13 protein-coding genes and 1 pseudogene are annotated in these 16,757 nt (G+C 69.1%); 8 read left to right on the top strand and 6 right to left on the bottom strand.

Features of this window, described 5'->3' with window-relative positions; all coding sequences use genetic code 11:
- On the bottom strand, positions 1-1,362 hold a 1,362-nt coding region (gene scpC / locus ABTZ89_RS21165), incomplete at its 3' end, for a succinyl-CoA:acetate CoA-transferase ScpC (protein WP_351047247.1).
- A 672-nt stretch (positions 1,363-2,034) separates the two neighbouring features.
- On the opposite strand from scpC, the gene ABTZ89_RS21160 reads away from it, so the two are divergent.
- Positions 2,035-2,589 carry a hypothetical protein gene (locus tag ABTZ89_RS21160; protein WP_351047244.1) on the top strand — a complete coding sequence of 185 codons (555 nt, stop codon included), beginning with the start codon at positions 2,035-2,037 and terminating at the stop codon, positions 2,587-2,589.
- Between the two features lie 100 nt (positions 2,590-2,689).
- Here the strand turns inward: ABTZ89_RS21160 and ABTZ89_RS21155 are convergent, their stop codons facing one another.
- Positions 2,690-3,478, bottom strand: a complete 789-nt coding sequence (locus ABTZ89_RS21155; protein ID WP_351047242.1) for an IclR family transcriptional regulator domain-containing protein — start codon at positions 3,476-3,478, stop codon at positions 2,690-2,692.
- 198 nt (positions 3,479-3,676) lie between these two features.
- Between ABTZ89_RS21155 and ABTZ89_RS21150 the strand changes: the two genes are divergently transcribed.
- The 4 genes from ABTZ89_RS21150 (at position 3,677) to ABTZ89_RS21135 (ending at position 8,750) form a co-directional block, all read left to right on the top strand.
- The gene (locus ABTZ89_RS21150) at positions 3,677-4,606 is read left to right on the top strand and encodes a LysR family transcriptional regulator (protein WP_270951174.1); all 930 of its coding nucleotides are present in this window, start codon (positions 3,677-3,679) and stop codon (positions 4,604-4,606) included.
- A 120-nt stretch (positions 4,607-4,726) separates the two neighbouring features.
- Entirely contained in the window at positions 4,727-6,058 is a 1,332-nt protein-coding gene (locus tag ABTZ89_RS21145) for an MFS transporter (RefSeq protein WP_270951175.1), read from the top strand.
- Positions 6,055-7,305, top strand: coding sequence for a M20 family metallo-hydrolase (locus ABTZ89_RS21140; RefSeq protein ID WP_351047237.1), 1,251 nt, complete (start codon positions 6,055-6,057; stop codon positions 7,303-7,305). Before ABTZ89_RS21145 ends, ABTZ89_RS21140 begins: the two co-directional genes overlap by 4 nt.
- A complete protein-coding gene (locus ABTZ89_RS21135) occupies positions 7,302-8,750 on the top strand; it encodes an amidase (protein ID WP_351047234.1) in 1,449 nt (482 codons plus the stop codon). The genes ABTZ89_RS21140 and ABTZ89_RS21135 overlap by 4 nt, the downstream gene beginning before the upstream one ends.
- Before the next feature lie 57 nt (positions 8,751-8,807).
- On the opposite strand, the gene ABTZ89_RS21130 is transcribed toward ABTZ89_RS21135, so the two are convergent.
- The 3 genes from ABTZ89_RS21130 to ABTZ89_RS21120 all read right to left on the bottom strand — a co-directional run bounded on the left by ABTZ89_RS21130 (position 8,808) and on the right by ABTZ89_RS21120 (position 12,513).
- Positions 8,808-9,626 (bottom strand): SAM-dependent methyltransferase, encoded by an 819-nt coding sequence (locus ABTZ89_RS21130; RefSeq protein WP_351047231.1) that lies wholly within the window; start codon positions 9,624-9,626, stop codon positions 8,808-8,810.
- A gap of 69 nt (positions 9,627-9,695) precedes the next feature.
- Positions 9,696-10,559, bottom strand: a complete 864-nt coding sequence (locus tag ABTZ89_RS21125) for an LLM class F420-dependent oxidoreductase (protein ID WP_351047228.1) — start codon at positions 10,557-10,559, stop codon at positions 9,696-9,698.
- A gap of 157 nt (positions 10,560-10,716) precedes the next feature.
- Complete coding sequence (locus tag ABTZ89_RS21120; protein ID WP_351047226.1) at positions 10,717-12,513, bottom strand: FUSC family protein; 1,797 nt, start codon at positions 12,511-12,513, stop codon at positions 10,717-10,719.
- Between the two features lie 114 nt (positions 12,514-12,627).
- On the opposite strand from ABTZ89_RS21120, the gene ABTZ89_RS21115 reads away from it, so the two are divergent.
- Positions 12,628-13,146, top strand: a complete 519-nt coding sequence (locus ABTZ89_RS21115; RefSeq protein ID WP_351047223.1) for a 2'-5' RNA ligase family protein — start codon at positions 12,628-12,630, stop codon at positions 13,144-13,146.
- 24 nt (positions 13,147-13,170) lie between these two features.
- Here ABTZ89_RS21115 and ABTZ89_RS21110 read toward each other — a convergent pair whose 3' ends face one another.
- Positions 13,171-14,028: an alpha/beta hydrolase gene (locus tag ABTZ89_RS21110; RefSeq protein WP_270951185.1), complete on the bottom strand. Its 858-nt coding sequence runs from the start codon at positions 14,026-14,028 to the stop codon at positions 13,171-13,173.
- Between the two features lie 723 nt (positions 14,029-14,751).
- On the opposite strand from ABTZ89_RS21110, the pseudogene ABTZ89_RS21105 reads away from it, so the two are divergent.
- Positions 14,752-15,237 (top strand): annotated as a pseudogene (locus ABTZ89_RS21105) (RNA polymerase sigma factor); the annotation flags it as partial.
- A complete protein-coding gene (locus ABTZ89_RS21100; protein WP_351047220.1) occupies positions 15,230-16,594 on the top strand; it encodes a DEAD/DEAH box helicase family protein in 1,365 nt (454 codons plus the stop codon). The pseudogene ABTZ89_RS21105 and the gene ABTZ89_RS21100, both read left to right, overlap by 8 nt.
- Positions 16,595-16,757 lie beyond the last annotated feature (163 nt).

Here is a 16,757-nt window from a genome sequence, read left to right as displayed (position 1 = left end):
GTCGATGATCCGCTCCGCTCGCTTGCGGGGCGACAGGCCGCGCAGGTCGGCCAAGCCCTGCTCGGTCACGATGACGTCCACGTCGTGCTCGGTGTGGTCGACGTGCGAGACCATCGGCACGATCGACGACACCGCGCCGCCCTTGGCCACCGAGGGCGTCATGAAGATCGACACGTAGGCGTTGCGCGCGAAGTCGCCCGAACCGCCGATGCCGTTCTGGATCCGGCTGCCCATCAGGTGGGTGGAGTTGATGTTGCCGTAGATGTCGGCCTCCACGATGCCGTTCATCGCCAGGCAGCCGAGCCGGCGCACGACCTCGGGGTGGTTGCTGATCTCCTGCGGGCGCAGCACGATCCGGTCCCGGAAGTCGGCCGCGTTCCGGTTGAACCGGTCCACCGCCGCCGGGCTCAGCGAGAACGCGGTGGCCGAGGCGATCCGCAGCTTGTCGGACTCGAGCAGCTGCAGCATCCCGTCCTGGATCACCTCGGTGTAGGCGGTGAGCTGGTCGAACGGGCCGTTCCCGAGCCCGGCGAGCACGGCGTTGGCGACGTTGCCCACCCCGGACTGCAGCGGCAGCAGGCCGCGCGGGATCCGGCCGACGCGCACCTCGGACTCCAGGAAGTCCAGCACGTGCCCGGCGATCCGCTCGGAGTTCTCGTCGGGCGGGGTGAAGACCGTGTTGCGGTCGGGAGATTCGGTCTCCACGACGGCGATCACCTTCTCCGGCGGGCACTCCAGGTACGGCACGCCGATCCGGTCCGCGGGGTGCGTGATCGGGATCGGCTTGCGCTCCGGTGGCAGCGCGGTGCCGTAGTAGATGTCGTGCATGCCGTCGAGGTGCTCGCTCTGCCACGAGTTGACCTCGAGGATCACCTTGTCGGCCCGGTCCAGCCAGGTCTTGTTGTTGCCCACCGAGGCGGACGGGATCAGGTGGCCCTCGGCGGTGATGCCGCTGACCTCCACGACGGCCACGTCCAGCTCGCCGAAGATGCCCTGCCAGGCCCGCTGCGCGACGTGCGAGAGGTGGATGTCGGTGTAGTCCATCCGCCCGGAGTTGATCCGTTCCCGGGTGACCGGGTCGGACTGGTAGGGCAGGCGCACGTCGATGCCGTCGACCTCGGCGAGGGCGCCGTCGAGCTCCGGGGCCGTGGACGCGCCGGTCCACAGGCCGATCTGCATCGGCCGGCCTTCGGCGTTCGCCCCGGCCACCCGCTTGGCCAGCGCCCCCGGTACTTCCTTGGGGTAGCCGGCGCCGGTGAACCCGCTCATGCCGACGTTGTCGCCGGGTTCGATCAGCTCGGCGGCCTCCTCGGCTTCGACGATCTTCGCCGCCAGTTGCCGGTTCCGAATCCTGCCGGTCACTTCCGCCCTCCCGCTGCGCTGGGGTCAAGGGTGTGCGCCGAGGGGTTCCCCTCCGCGGTTGAGCGGAGAGGAACCCGACGTGGCGAGGTGTGCCGGGATGTTAGGCACGGAAACGGCGCTGGAAGTCCGTGATGCACGCCACGTGAACATCCGTGGGCCCGGTCACCTTGTGCTGCGGATCTCATCCCGGAAGCCGTTGAGCTGCGAGAACAGCGACGGGGAGGTGGCGCCGCGGACTCGTCCGCCGATCTGCTCGCCGAGTTGGGGCGAGTTCGCACCGCGACACCGGCGGTCGTCCAGCGAACATTCCTCGCCGTCTGCGGTCCGCCGAGTGGCGAGTGCGTCGCTGCGTCCCTTTTGTCGCTCGGTCGAGCTAAAAAACCGACACCATCGAGCGAGCAAATATGAGTAACATTCTCGTTTTGCTGGTCGCTCGGTCTTGTTCGTCCTGATCAGGCGCTGTTCTCCCGAGCGCGGATCCGACCGGCCGGTGCCGCCGGTGGCGAGGACGCGGCTAGCGTCCGCTCGGCACTTGATCATCCAGTTCGAGTCGTCGGCGGGTACTTACCGGCCGGCGCCGGACGCTGCCGACAACAGGTGAGCAAGCGGGTCGGGAGCCGACACCACCGTGGATGGAAGCACCTCTGAACGACGACGACGCGGGAGGAACCCATGCGTAGAAGTGCTTGCCTCGCAGGCGCATTCGCCGCTGGCATCGGAATGCTCACCGGAGGAACTCCGGCGTTCGCGGACACCGCGGGAGACGAGGGCATCAACCTCGGCAACGGCAACAACACCAACGTGGCGCCGACCCAGGTGTGCGGCAACATCACGGTGACCGGCGGAGTCGTGCTGATCCTGGCCCCGGTGGACATCGACTGCGTCAACGCGCCCATCGTGGACCACCCGGTGCAGACGCCTCCGGTCGAGGACGAGACCCCGCCGGTGGAGGGCGAAGTGCCTCCGGTCGAGGAGGAGACGCCGCCGGTCGAGGGCGAGATGCCACCAGTGGAGGAGGAAGAGCCGCCCGTCGAGAACGAGATCCCTCCCGTCGAGAACGACACGCCACCGGTGGAGGAGGAGACGCCTCCGGTGCCGCCCGTGCAGGAAACCCCGCCGGTGCAGAGCGAGACCCCGCCTGCTCACGACGCGACCCCGGCGAAGCCGGAGCTGCCCACCGCGCCGTCCCCGGCGGTGGTGCGCGGACACGCCGCGGTCACCGGCTGATCGCGGACATCCGCCGGCCTGAACAGCGACAACACGCCGTTCAGGCCGGCCGGTGGCCGAGCTCAGCTCGGTGCAGTGGTGATCCGCCGTCGGCTGGAGCTCACCGGCTGTGGTGCGCTGGTTTCAGGCGGAAGTCGGACTCGATCCGGGAAGCGGTGGCCACCAGTCGCGGCACGATGTCGCGTCGCACGCTCTCCTCGGTCGAGCTGTGGGAGTGCAGCGAGACGTTGACCGCGGCGATGACCTTCCCGTCGGCGTCCCGGACCGGTGCCGCGACGCCGCGCAGGCCCTCCTCCAACTCGTCATCGGAGATGACGAACCCCTGCTTGCGGACCTTGGCCAGCTCGGCGAGCAGCTGCTCCCGCGTCGTCGTGGTGTGCGGGGTGAGCTGCGCCAGGTCCATCGACCGCAGCCGGACCTCCAGGTGCTCCGGCAGCATGCCGGCCAGCAGCGCTTTTCCCATGGACGTCGCGTGCGCCGGGAACCGGGTGCCCACCGGGATCGTCACCGCGAGCAGCTTCGGGCTGGGCACTTGCGCGACGTAGCAGATCTCGTCGCCCTCGAGCACCGCGAGCGCGGTCATCTCGCGCAGTTCCCGGGTGAGCCGGCGCAGGTGCGGTTCGGCGATCTGCGGCAGCGACCGGGTGGACAGGTAGGCGTAGCCGAACTCCAGCACCTGCGAGGTCAGCGCGAAGTGCCGCTCGTCGTGCCGCACGTAGCCGAGGTCGACGAGGGTGAGCAGGATCCGGCGGGCCCCGGCCCGGTCCAGCCCGCTGGCCTGGGCCACCTCGGTCAACGTCAGCTCGGACCGGTCGGGGGAGAAGGCGCGCAGCACCGACAGCGTCCGCTCCACCGAGCGCACGAAATGCCCACCGCGTTCTTCAGGCATGCCGCCCCTCCCGTTCCGACCTGCAATTTTAGAACCCGTTTCGGGTGGTGCTGCCAGGGTGGGCTGTGCCTCCGGCGCATCGGAGGCGAAAGGTCGAAAACGGGCACTCGAGCCATCGCCGAGGAGCGGGAGGACGCCCGCGTCGGGACCGCACGACGTGGTGTTCTCGGAATCGGCGTGATGGCAGCATGTTGTGCCATGACGCGGTCGTTCACCCTGGTCCAGCTCCGCTACTTCTGCGCGGTGGCCGAGTTGGAGAACATGACGGCCGCGGCTGCCGCGCTCAACGTCACCCAGTCGACGCTGTCGTCCGCGGTCGCCCAGCTGGAGCAGACGATGGGCACCGCGCTGTTCACCAGGCTCCCGCGCCGCGGCCTGCGCCTCACACCCGCCGGACGGCGCCTGCACGAGAGCGGACTGCTGCTGCTCGAGGAGGCCGACCAGCTGCCGGGGTTGGTGCGGGAGGAAGGACCGACGCTGGTCGGAGACCTCACCGTCGGGATCTTCGGGCCGCTGGCACCGTTCCGGGCCTCGCTCATCCTCGAGGAGTTCGAGCGCGAGCACCCGGGGGTGCACCTGTCGTTCCTGGAGGGCGACCAGGAGTTCGTGCGTCGGGCGCTGCGCGACGGCAGGTGCGAGGTCGCGCTGATGTACGACCTCGGGCTCGGCGGTGAGCTGCCGCGCCGGGTGCTGCGGCGCATCCCGCCGCACGTCATCGTCTCGCCGGAGCATCCGCTGGCCGCCACCCCGCAGCGACCGGTGAGCCTGCGCGAACTGGCCGACGAACCGCTGATCCTGCTGGACCTGCCGCACAGCCGCGAGTACTACCTCAGCCTGTTCAAGCTCCTCGGCGTCGCACCGAAGATCCGCCACCGCGCCAGCGGGTACGAGACGGTCCGGGCCTTCGTCGCCCGCGGCCACGGCTACTCGGTCCTCAACCAGCGATTACCGCACGAGCTCACCTACGCGGGCAGCCCGATCGTCCCGCTGCCCGTGCTGGAGGAGCTGCCGCCGATCGAGGTGCTGCTGGTGCGGCCCGCCGGCAGCCTCCCCACCCTGAAGTCGCGGGCCTTCGAGGAGATCTGCCTGCGCGTCTACGGCGTCGCGCCGGGGCCTTCCATCGACTGAGCCGATCGCGCAGTTCCACTCGAATCTGTTGGACAGATCACATCCGGCTGACCAGCATGGGCACACCTGCGACGGCGAGGTCTCCGGTTCCCCGCCGCACTTCCTGTTGGGAGCAGCCCATTGAGGACCAGCGCACCTACCGCTTCCGGCGCCCCGACCCGCGCCCCTTCGGGCCTGCAGAAGCGAGTCCTGGCCGGTGGCAGCGTCGGTCAGTTCATCGAGTTCTACGACTTCACGCTCTACGGACTGTCCGCGGTCACCCTCGCCGCGCTGTTCTTCCCCGGTGCGAGCCCGCTGGCCAGCATGCTCTCCACGTTCGCCACCTTCGGCGTCGCGTTCTTCGTCCGCCCGCTCGGCGGTCTGTTCTTCGGCGCTCTCGGCGACCGGATCGGTCGGCGCAAGGTCCTCTACATCACGCTGCTGACCATCGGTTTCGCCACGACGATGATCGGCCTGCTGCCGGGCTACGCCACGATCGGCGCCGCCGCACCCGCCCTGCTGGTGCTGTGCCGCCTCGCGCAGGGCTTCTCGGCCGGTGGTGAGTCGGTGGGCGCACCGGCTTTCGTCTTCGAGCACGCCCCGCTGGACAAGCGCGGCTTCTGGCTCGGCATCACCCTGTCGGCGACGGCGCTGCCCTCGGTGTTCGGCGGAACCCTGATCTTCGTGCTGTCGAACGTCCTGAGCCCGGAGGCGTTCCAGTCCTACGGCTGGCGGATCCCGTTCCTGCTGGCGCTGCCGCTGGCCTTCGTCGGCCTGTGGATCCGCAGCCGGACCGAGGAGAGCCCGGCGTTCCAGCAGGTGCTGCGGAAGGCCGAAGGCCGCGAGCACGCCCCGGTCCGGGAAGCGTTCCGCGAGAACAAGGTCCGCATGCTGCAGGTCGGCTTCGTCATGGGCCTGACCGCGCTCGGCTTCTACTTCCTCAGCGGCTACTTCGTCTCCTACCTGCAGGGATCCGGTGGTCTGAGCCGGGAGGAGTCGCTGCTGGCCAACGCCGCGGCGATGCTGCTCTACGCCGTGCTGCTGCCCGTCGGCGGCATCGTCGGGGACCGGGTCGGCCGAAAACCCATGCTGCTGGCGGGATCCCTCGCCCTCGCGCTGCTGGCCGTGCCGTCGTTCAGCCTGGTCACCAGCGGCTCCCTCGGCCTCGCGCTGCTCGGCCAGTCGCTGTTCGTGCTTTGCTTGATCACCTACGGCGGCGGCTGCTACGCCTTCTTCGTCGAGATCTTCACGACCAGGACCCGGTTCACCTCGGCAGCGGTGAGCTACAACGTCGCGTACGCCCTGTTCGGCGGCACGGCGCCGTTCGTCGGCACCTACCTCGTCGGGCGCACCGAAGTCCCGTCGGCGCCCGGCTGGTACATGGCCGTCGCCGGGTTGATCGTGTTCGTACTGCTGATCGCCACCCGGGTGCCCGAGACCCGGCAGCGCGTGGACGTGGAGGTTGCCCGATGAGTTCCGAATCCTTCCTGACCGACTTCCACCAGGTCGCCGCGATCGGGGCGACGCCGGCGAACGGCGTCGAGCGGCAGGCGGCGACACCCGAGGACAAGGAGATGCGGGACTGGTTCGTCGCCTTCGCGGAGGCGCGCGGCTGGTCGGTGCGCGTCGACTCGATCGGCAACCTGTTCGCCCTGGTGGAGTGGCATCCGGACGCCGACTACGTGCTGGTCGGCTCGCACCTGGACAGCCAGCCGCGCGGTGGCCGGTTCGACGGCGCCTACGGCGTGATCGCCGCCCTGCACGCTGCGGACCGGCTCGCCGCACGGGTCGCGGCGGGCGAACCGGCCCCGAAGCACAACCTCGCCGTCGTCGACTGGTTCAACGAGGAAGGCGGCCGGTTCCCGCCGTCGATCATGGGCAGCTCGGTCTTCGCCGGGCTGATGGACGAGCAGGAGATGCTGCAGGTCACCGACCTCGCGGGCGTCACCGTCGCCGACGCCCTGGACGCCATCGGCTACCGCGGCACCGACGAGCGGCCCACCCCGGTCGCCTACGCCGAGATCCACATCGAGCAGGGGCCGATCCTGGAGCGGGAGGGCATCGAGCTCGGCGCGGTGGACCACAGCTGGTACACCCAGAAGCTCGACGTCGAGGTGCTGGGGGAGCAGTCGCACACCGGCGCGACCGCGATGGCCGACCGCCGCGACGCGCTGGTGGCCGCGTCCAAGGTCGTGGTGCTCGTCCACGACGTGACCCAGGACTTCGAGCCGGAGTCCATCGTGTCGTCGGTCGGCCAGCTCACCCTGGAACCGAACTCGCCGATCGTCGTGCCCCGCCGGGTCCACCTCGTCGCCGACCTCCGGGCCAACCGGCCGGAGATCGTCCGCGAAGCCCGCGCGCTGCTGCTGGAGCGGATCGCGGCGGTGGCGAGCGAGCACGACCTGACCATCGACGTCCGGGACTTCGACGTCCGGCCGGTGCAGAGCTTCCCGGAGGAAGGCCTGGAGCTCAGCGAGAAGGTGGCCGCCGAGCTCGGCATCGGCATCCGGCGGATCAACACCATGGCCGGGCACGACTCGGTGGCGATGAACCGCATCGTCCCGGCGCTGATGATGTTCATCCCGTCCATCGACGGCGTGAGCCACTGCGAGCGCGAGTTCACCAGCGACGAGCAGATGTCCGTGGGCGTGGACGCGCTCACCGAAGCGACCTGGGAACTGCTCCAGGGCGGGCTGGACCGGGAGGAGACCGGACGATGACGGATTCCCGGGACGAACTCGCCCACCTCGACGCCGTGTCCGCGCTGCGGGCCTTCCGCAGCTTGGAGCTGTCACCGGTGGAGCTCCTCGACGCCGTCGTCGGCCGGGCCGAGCGGGTCAACAGCTGGATCAACGCGTTCACCGAAACCCTCCACGAGGAGGCGCGGGCCGAGGCGGAACGCGCTGCGGAGGCCTACGTCCGCGCGGCCCGATCCCAGGAACCCACGCCGCCGCTGTTGGGAATTCCCCTGGCCACGAAGGAGAAGCACAACCTCGCCGGACGGCGGATCGAGCAGGGACTGGCCACGCACGCCGGTCGGGTGGCCGACTCGGACCACCCCGTGGTCGAGCGGATCCGGCAGGCCGGCGGCGTCATCCATGCCCGCACGACCACACCGGAGTTCAGCTGCGCCACGGTGACGCACAGCGCCATGTGGGGCGTGACCCGCAACCCGTGGAACCTCGACGCGACGCCGGGCGGCTCGTCGGGCGGGGCGGGCGCTGCGCTGGCCGCGGGCATGACGACGCTGGCGACCGCGTCCGACATCGCGGGTTCGACTCGCGTGCCCGCGGGTTTCACCGGAACCGTGGGCTACAAAGCGCCGTACGGCCGGATTCCGGGGCTGCCACCGCTCAGCGGTGACTGGTACCGCGGCGACGGGCCGATGGGGCGCACCGTGGCCGACACCGCGCTGCTCGCGTCGGTCATGTCCGGACGGCATCCCGCCGACCACACCTCGTGGGGACCGCAGGACGTGCCGATCGCACTGCCGGAGGATCCGGTGGCTGCGCTTCGCGGTGTGCGGGTCGGCTTGTCGGTGCGGCTCGGCGACTTCCCGGTGGATCCCGAGGTCGAAGCCGCCACGCTGGACGTGGTGGTTCGGCTGGAGAAGGCCGGTGCCGTCGTCGTGCCGGTGGAGCTGCCGTGGACGAGCGACCAGGTGATGCGCACGATCTTCGCCCACTTCGGCCAGATCCTGGGGCCGGCGATGGAGCAGGAGTCCGGTGACGTGGAGACGCTGGCGCCCTACGCCCAGCGCTTCATCGCCGATGCCCGCCGCCAGGCCGAGCGCACCAGCCTCGTCGAGTCCCTGGCCCTGGACGCCGCGATGCAGCGCGACCTCGCCACCGCGATGGCCGACGTGGACGTGCTGATCTGCCCGACCAACGCGGTGACCGCACTGGACGCCGACGGCGACTACCTCGACGGCATCGACCTCGGCGGGCACCACCACGGGCACTACTGGGAGGCGCACCTGACCAGCCCGTTCAACGTCGCAAACCGGTGCCCGGTGCTGTCGGTGCCCAGCGGTGCGGCGGGCAACGGCGTGCCGACCGGGGTGCAGGTCGTGGGCCACCCGTTCGACGAGGAACCGGTGTTCCGGGTCGCCGCCGGAATCGAAGCACTCGTCCCCCGGACACCCTGGCCCGCGCTCGGACGGTGAAGTGGCACCGGCTCGAGCGAGGAGACCAAGCTCGAGCCGGTGCGGACTGCGGCCGGGTCAGCGCAGCTTGCCGACGGCGCCGTAACCGTTGGCGGGCTGCTCGTCGTTGGCCGTCGGCCAGTGGTTGATCGGGGCGAGACCGGGTTCGACCAGTTCGCACCCGTCGAGGAACCCGGCGATCTCATCGCGGTCGCGGACCACCAGCGGTGTCTTCGTGCTGCGGTACACGTTCTGACCGCGGTGGGTTTCGCTCTCGGTCATCGTGATGGGCGACGCGTGCGAGAGCGCCAAGTAGCTGCCCGGGGCGCAGGCCTCGCGGTAGGTGCGCAGGATCCGGGCCGGGTCGTCGGCATCGGGTACGAAGTGCACGATGGCCACGGCCAGCACCGCCACCGGCCGGGAGAAGTCCAGCAGCCCGGAAACGCCTGGTGCGGACAGGACATCGGCCGGGCGGCGGATGTCTGCTTGGGTGACGCTGACGTTCGGCTCGCCGACCAGGAGCGCCCGCGCGTGCGCGACCGCCACGGACTCGTGGTCGACGTAGGCGACCCGGGCATCCGGGTCGTGCTGGTGGGCGATCTCGTGGACGTTGCCGACGGTGGGCACACCGGAACCGAGGTCGAGGAACTGGTCGATGCCCTGCTCGCACAGGTACCGCACGGCTCGACCGAGGAACAGCCGGTTCATCCGCGCGAACCGGCCGATCTCCGGGGTGATGGCCAGCGCCCTCTCGGCGGCTTCGCGATCGACGGCGAAGTTGGCCGCCCCGCCGAGGTAGTAGTCGTACATCCGCGCCACGTTCGGCGTGGAGACGTCCACCTCGGGTCCGCTGATCTCAGTTCTCGGGTGCGCGTCGTCGCTGCCGGTGCGATCCATCGTCGAGCCTCCCCATGCCGGGTCCGCGACACACTAATCGTTGTCGGAAACCGGAAGTGGGCGATTGGGCTATCCGGGTGAGCCGTTCGAGACGCCGACGCGTTCGGCGAGCCGGCCGATGTAGGCGATGACGTCCTCTGCCGGAGCGTCCGGCAGCCCGAACAGGACCTCGGTCACCCCGCAGTCCGCCCAGGCGGTCAACGCGTCCGGATCCGGTTTGCCGGCGAGCGCGACGACCTCCGGCTCGCCGTCGCGGCCCGCCTCGCTCCAGAGCTCCCGAAGTCGTCGCACCCGGTCCTCGACGTCGCGCTCGATCGGCGTGGTGATCCAGCCATCGGCGTGCCGCGCGACCCAGGCGAGGTTGCGCTCCGTGCCACCCGCGCCGAGCAGGACCGGGACGTGCCCCGCGCGAACGGGTTTCGGCCAGGCCCAACTCGGGCCGAAGCTCACGAACTCGCCCTCGTAGTGCGCTTCCTCCTGCGTCCACAGCGCCCGCATGGCGTCCAGGTACTCGCGCAGCGCGGTCCGCCGCCGGCCGCCGGGGATGCCGTGATCGGCCAGTTCGTCGGTGTTCCAGCCGAATCCCGCTCCCAGCACGACGCGTCCGCCCGACAGGTGGTCGAGCGAGGCGATCGTCTTCGCGAGCGAGATCGGGTCGTGCTCGGCCGGCAGGGCGACGGCGGTGGACAGCGTGATCCTCCGCGTCACCGATGCGGCAGTGGCCAGCGCGACCCACGGATCGAGAGTGCGCAGGTAGCGGTCGTCGGGGAGCTCGTCGCTGCCCGTGCCCGGATGGGCGGCTTCCCGCCGCACGGGGATGTGGGTGTGCTCGGGGACGGCGAAGGAGTCGAACCCCGCCTCCTCCGCGGTCCGCGCCGCCTCGGCGGGCGAGATGCCGCGATCGCTGCTGAACAGCACGATGCCGTATCGCACAGGTATGCCTCCGATCCCGCTGCTCCGCTCGAGCCCGATTAGAACACGTTTCACTTCTATGTGGAATGGCCGCGCGCGGAAGCGGATCAGCGCACGTGCTGGAGGCAGGCGACGGCTGCGGAGGAACTGCCCGGCTTAGGTCTCAGCGCTGGTACTTCTAGGCGGGGAGCGCGGCCAGGAGGTTCTCCTCGGTCGTTCGGACCTGGTTGGCCAGTCCGGTCAGCACGGGTTCCAGGCCCTCGGGGGCTTCATCGCGGTCCGGGCGGGCCGGTGCCGGTGGTGTTCGGTCGTCCAGGACGTCGAGGGCGGCACTGAGGTGTTCGGGAGCGGTGAGCGCTGCGGTGGTGCCGAGCGTGGAGAGGTCGTTCAGGGCGGCTCGGTAGCGGTCGAGTTCGGCGAGCTGGTCGTCGTCGAGTTGTTCGCGGTCGGGCGTGAGCTCCGCGCGGGCTCGCGCTGCAGCTCGGTTCAGGGCGACCGTTTCCGGACTCGTGGCGCTGCCCGGTTCGGTCAGCGCGCGCAGCGCTCCTGCGGTTTCCACCCGCGCGGTGACGATTCGGCGTTGCAGGGGTTCTGGGCGCAGGCCCGGGACGACGGCGAAACCGATGACGACGCCGATGGTCGCCGCGGCGAGCGTCAGCAGCGCGTACTCGACCAGGGTGTGGACCGGGTCGGTGTGCCGCAGGGACGCGTTGAAACCGACCGTCACCACGACCATGAACGTGTAGGCGTAGGTCGGGCGGGCCATCATGTTCCACAGCCCGATCAGCAACGCCACCCCCGCGACCACGGGCAGGTACGGGGTGGGCACGACCAAGACGATCACGGCCGACAGGGCTGCTCCGGCGAGCAGGCCGATGACGCGCGGTCGGGCCTTGGACAGCGTTGCGCGCCAGCTCGCCTGCAGGATGCCGAAGGTCGTCATCAGCGCGGTGGCGACCAGCGGATCACCTGGCGGCAGGTACGAGGTCAGGACCAGGGCCAGCAGCAGTCCGAACGCCGTGCGCACCGCGTGCCGGACCTGGATCGAGCGCAGCCGCACGCTCGGCTGCAGGACCGCTTCCCGCAACCGGTGGTGCCGGTCGGCCAGCGGGACCCGCGAGGTGTCGCGCTCGTCGACGGCCCGCTCCACAGCATCGAGGGCGGCCGAGGCATCGGAGAGGAGCCTCGTGCCGGAGGCCGCTTGCTCTGCGCTGGCTTCCGGAGCGGGTTTCTTGGCGCGAATTCGTTCGGCGAGGCCCTCGGCCCGAGTGCGTGCGGAGGCCAACGCCTCGTCGAGTTCTGCCCGGCCTGCGCGCTGGATCGCCTCGGCCGAGCGCAGGGCCAGGCGGTAGCGGGACGCCGCGCCGAGCGCTGCACCGAGCCAGCGGCGGCGGCCGTCGGCCAGCCACGTGTCGAAAGCGGCGTCCAGGTCGGGAACTTCGGCGTCGAGGACGTCGGCGATCTTCGCGCGGGTCGCCTTGGACGGGTCCGAGATGCCGAGCAGCACGCGCAGCAAGACGGCGATCACCACGCCGGTCACCGCGGCGACGACGACCTGCCAGGGGCCGACGGGTCCGAGCAGCGCCATGCCGTAGGCGAACAGCGTGACCATGCCCAGACCGAGGCCGACCGTGACGAACCGCGGCCCCCGCACCGGCAGCAGCGCCGCGACGAACACGATCACCACGATGACCGCGATCGCAGCGGGCCGGGAGACCTCCCCGAGCAGCCGCGGCACGATCGCCGCGAACAGCAGCAGCGGGCTCAAGGCCGCCGCCAGGCGCAGATCGGGCCGCAGCGGACCGCCGAGGAAGGCGAGCAGGGAGAACAGCGCGACGAACCCGCCCACGACGGAGGCCGATCCGGCGCCCACCGCGTAGCCGACGAGGAACGTCGGGACCAGGGCCACCGCGAACAGGACGAGCAGCAGCGGGCTTCCTTTGGCCCGGGTGGACGCGCTGTCGGTCTTGCTCATCTGCTACCTCGGGGTGCGGATCGGGTGGGGCGGTCGGTGCGCGCAACATGATCGCCCGCCCGAGTGCTCCCCGCAGAGTACGGTCAGCTGTTCACCACCGGGTAGAACAGGGGCATGCCTGAAGACGGTGTTACGGCGCTGGTGGTGCCGCTGCCGGAAGCTGATCGACTGCTGGCCGCGGTGGCGGCGCGGTTCCCGGACGCGGTGCGGCCGGTGCCCGCGCACGTTTCGCTGCTGTACCCGTTCGTGCCCGCTGAAGCGCTAGACGAGCGGGTTCTGGCCGCTCTGGCCGAGGTTTTCGCCGGTCAGCCGCGGTTCGGGGTGGAGCTCGGCGAGTGCCGTCGAGCAGGCGGATTCGTTTCCCTGCGGCCGACTCCGGAAGACGGGTTCACCGCGCTGAGCGGCCGTATTCGCCGGCGGTGGCCGGATCTGCTCCCGTACGGCGGCCGATTCGGTAGCGACGTCGAGCCGCACCTGACGGTCGCGCTGAACACCTCGGACGAAACGGCGGCGGCGGTGGAGCGCGAGATCGTCCCGGAGTTCGCGCCGATCCGGGCCGAAGTCGGCGAGGCCTGGCTGATCGGCTTCCAAGGCGGGTGGGAGTTGCGCCGGCGGTTCGACTTCACCGGCTGACGCCACGCCGTCGCCGGTCCTCGGTCAAGCGGTCCGATGCGCGTCGACCCAGTCCACGATCTCGTCGAGGACCTGCTCCTTCTCGGGCTCGTTGTGGGACTCGTGGTAGAGGCCTTCGTGGAGCCGGTAGGTGAGATCCGCCGAACCGGCGCGTGTGCGCACCAACTCGCTGGCGGTCGGCGGCATCAGCTGGTCCGCGCCGCCGTGCAGGACGAACAGCGGCATGGTCAGCGAAGGCAGCCGTTGCGGCATGGCTTCGGCGGTCCGCATGATCTCGACGGCGGTCCGCGCGCGCATCCTCCCGTTGTGGTTGAGCGGATCGGCGCGGAAGGCCCGCACCACCTCGGGATCGCGGCTGATGGTGTTCGCGTCGATGCGCCGCACGCCGAGGTCGGGCAGCAGCTTCGACAGCAGCGGTGCGAACGCCTTCTCCACGCCCGACACCGGGCCGGGGTCGAGCGCCGGGGCGGAGATCACGGCACCGGCGATCCGGTCCAGCGGCGTGCCGGTGAGGTACTGCAGCGAGATCAGCCCGCCCATGCTGTGCCCGTAGACGAACATCGGAACGTCGTCATGGCGCTCACCGGCCAGCCGTGCCAGCAGGTCGACCCCGGTGACAGCGGCGGCCATGCTGCCGATGTTGCCACGGGTGCCGGGCGATCGGCCGTGCCCCGGGTGGTCCAGGGCGTAGACGGCGTAGCCGCCCGCTCCGAACCGCTCGGCGACGTGCCGGAACCGGCCGCTGTGCTCGTGCACGCCGTGGACCAGCACGACCACCCCGGCCGGCTGGTCCACGGTCCAGCTCTGCCAGTACTGCCCCGAGGACAGGGTTCCTTCGGAGTGCGTCGTCTTCGGCAACGCCTCGTCGTGGGGCTTCGTCATCGAGCACCTTCCCGGCCGACTGCGCTTGCGGAGTGCCTCCGCAAGCCTCGTCCGGTGATCGATTCTCGGCAACCCCGGGATCCGCTCAGCAGATCACGGTGCTGGCTTGGCATCGAGCTCAGTCGAGTCTGCTGTGAACTGAGGAGAACGATGCGGCAATGGTTGTTTAGACGGCCTCGGCCGCCCGTAACGGTATTGCCTGGTCGGGATCCGGCCAGGGGCAGACAAGACGTCGAATCGTCTGCTCCAAGTCACTCGTCTCAGTCGCGAATCGGCCATCACGCGAAATTTCTTCATGCGAGTACTGGCACTCATGGTGGGCTGCCGCGATGTATGGGGTGTCGGTGTTGGGCCGACCGTGACGTAGGAAGGTGGCGATGGGTGTGAAGGCAGACGACGTGCCCGGGCAGCAGGAGGTCGTTCTGGAACGGCCCTTGACGGGTCTGGCATTGGCAGTCGCAGACATGCGCAATCAGGCGATTCGTGCGCGTGATCGCGGGAGGGCGATGAACAGGGTGGCCACCACGCTGGCTATGTCTGGAGGGAACGCTCGCGTGGAGGTCGATGAACCGGACGGTGCGCGTTGGTCGATGGTCGTCACTGCGCCGGTGTGCGGCCAAGCGGACGTGCACGGGTGAGCGCGAAAGATCCCGGTCAGGAAGGCGATGAGGAGGACCTCGCGACCTTCCTAACGTCTCACTGGGATGAGCTTACCGAGTTGTCCGACGCAGAGTGGGCAACCACCACGTAGCCGAGGACATTCGGCAGAACGCGGCCAAGGGTTTCGTGATCTGGTGGCGTAAGCGGCAGCCAGTGCAGACGAACGAGAGGACGCCGATGCTGTTCAGCATCGCACATCGGAAGATCGCCGACTATTACCGTGAAGGCTCGCGGCGTCCGGTCACACCGATGGAAGGTGGACCGCTCGCAGACGACGCTACTATCTCGACTGAGGAGGAGGTGCTCGCTGAGCTGGGCTACCGCGAGCTCATGCAGGTGCTCTCGTACCTGACTCCTGCACAGCGGCGCGCCTTCGAACTGGTCCGCGTGGACGGCCTCAAACATCGGACAGCTGCGGAGATCATGGGTATCAGTCTGTCAGGTCTGCGAAAGCACTTGGACGCCGCCAAGAAGAATCTGATGCGACGTATCGATGGACTTTCCGAGCCCTTCAATATTGCGGCGTCCAGAGGGAGTTCCCATGACTGACCACCAGGGCACGCACATGTTGAAGCCGTTCGATATGGACCTGCTAAACCGGGCTGTCGAGGAGATGGATCCAGCAGACAGGGAGGCTGAGCTGGTAGCGGCCGACCGAATCGCTGTCGGGCACGCCGCTGAGAGCCTCGGTGCCGAGTATTTCTCGCGCGGCGATCTTGATGCCGCCCATCGTTGGTACGGTCTTGCTGTCGACTGCGGAGTGCCGAATGCTCCAGAAACCTTGGCCGACATCGCGATGCTTCGCGAGGCCATCGAGTCACCCGAAATCCGTTGTGCTGCCGCCAACACCTCGCTCGCGCCTATCAGTGGGGGAGTTGACACTGAGCAGATACCCGTAGCCGATGAGATCTCCAATGCGGCGAGCATAGTTCGAGCAGCCAAGGACGCTGCGGCCCGCATCATCGATGATGCTCATGCTCGCGCGGACCGAATTGTTGCTGATGCCCGTGATTCCCGAGAAGCTGCGCGGGAAACCTCGCGCAGTATCGCTGACTTACTCGATCACGGGTGGTCGAGCGGCCAGGTGGATGCTGGCACTCGCTCGGGCTTGCTTCTGTGTGCTGCTTCTACCGGCAGTGGCAAGACGAATACGATCACGAATCTGATTGATAAGTTGGCCCGCGACGGGCGTCGCACCTTGCTTGTTGCGCCTACGAAGGCGGTCGCTGAACAGGTGGCGCGACACCTTGCCAGGAGATCGCCGTTCTTCCGTGACGCTGAATCTATCTTCGATACGGATGACTGGTCACGGGCCGAGATAAGTCTGGCGTCCGAGTTGGTTCAGTGTGTGGGGCGACTGAACCGGGGCGGCGATCCCCGCATCGGGAGTGCGATGTCCGCGGATTATCGCCAACCTGTTGTGCCGACCTTGACAGCTTCTGCATGCGACGCCAGCGCTTGTTTCACTGCCGAGTTCGCGTCGTCCTTCCGCGTTCTCGCTCGCGATATCGGACCTGATACCGAGCTTTTGCAGTGGAAGAGCGTCCAATCCCGCGCCGTCTCGTACTGGAGGAGGTTGCTCGAAGTATCTGCTGTCTTGTCGGCTGCGGACATACGTGGCAAGGCATGCCCGCATTGGCGACAGGTCTTGGGCGACGTGGGGTGGTCTGTGCAGGCGGATGCAGAGCACGACGTCGAGTGGCTCAAGCTGCTGAGAACTGAACTGAACGAGGGATCGTCGCTGGTCGAGGTTGCTGAGCGCCTGCTTCACCTGCTCGATTCGGCGGGCAAAATGCGGATGGATCCGGAGGCCCGGCGAGATCAGCTCACGCCGGGCCCCGAACTGATCCGGGCACTCGATCAACTAGATCCGGTCGGGAACAGGTCGGACGTGCTCGCGCGATAAGCGGAGTCACCGGACATTCCCGGCCTTGTGTTCGCCGGTGGCAGGCCCGAATGATGTAAAGGACGACGGCGTCCGAGGCTGTCTGGCGCCGTTCTTCGACCAAGTTCCGTTGGTGATGGTTCCGGTTTCGTCCGGCGGACGGCGAGGGTCGCGCGCGGTCCAT

Origin of the sequence: Saccharopolyspora sp. NPDC002686 (assembly GCF_040295745.1) — a bacterium.
Classification (GTDB): domain Bacteria; phylum Actinomycetota; class Actinomycetes; order Mycobacteriales; family Pseudonocardiaceae; genus Saccharopolyspora; species Saccharopolyspora oryzae.
The sequence above is the reverse complement of the archived record's forward strand: the minus strand, read 5'-3'. Positions and strand labels throughout refer to the sequence as shown.

Coding starts and splice junctions, on each gene's coding strand:
- ABTZ89_RS21160 (WP_351047244.1), top strand. CDS start 2,035: ATGCGTAGAAGTGCTTGCCTCGCAGGCGCATTCGCCGCTGGCATCGGA.
- ABTZ89_RS21120 (WP_351047226.1), bottom strand. CDS start 12,513: ATGAGCAAGACCGACAGCGCGTCCACCCGGGCCAAAGGAAGCCCGCTG.
- ABTZ89_RS21140 (WP_351047237.1), top strand. CDS start 6,055: ATGAGTTCCGAATCCTTCCTGACCGACTTCCACCAGGTCGCCGCGATC.
- ABTZ89_RS21130 (WP_351047231.1), bottom strand. CDS start 9,626: ATGGATCGCACCGGCAGCGACGACGCGCACCCGAGAACTGAGATCAGC.
- ABTZ89_RS21150 (WP_270951174.1), top strand. CDS start 3,677: ATGACGCGGTCGTTCACCCTGGTCCAGCTCCGCTACTTCTGCGCGGTG.
- ABTZ89_RS21100 (WP_351047220.1), top strand. CDS start 15,230: ATGACTGACCACCAGGGCACGCACATGTTGAAGCCGTTCGATATGGAC.
- ABTZ89_RS21135 (WP_351047234.1), top strand. CDS start 7,302: ATGACGGATTCCCGGGACGAACTCGCCCACCTCGACGCCGTGTCCGCG.
- ABTZ89_RS21110 (WP_270951185.1), bottom strand. CDS start 14,028: ATGACGAAGCCCCACGACGAGGCGTTGCCGAAGACGACGCACTCCGAA.
- ABTZ89_RS21115 (WP_351047223.1), top strand. CDS start 12,628: ATGCCTGAAGACGGTGTTACGGCGCTGGTGGTGCCGCTGCCGGAAGCT.
- ABTZ89_RS21155 (WP_351047242.1), bottom strand. CDS start 3,478: ATGCCTGAAGAACGCGGTGGGCATTTCGTGCGCTCGGTGGAGCGGACG.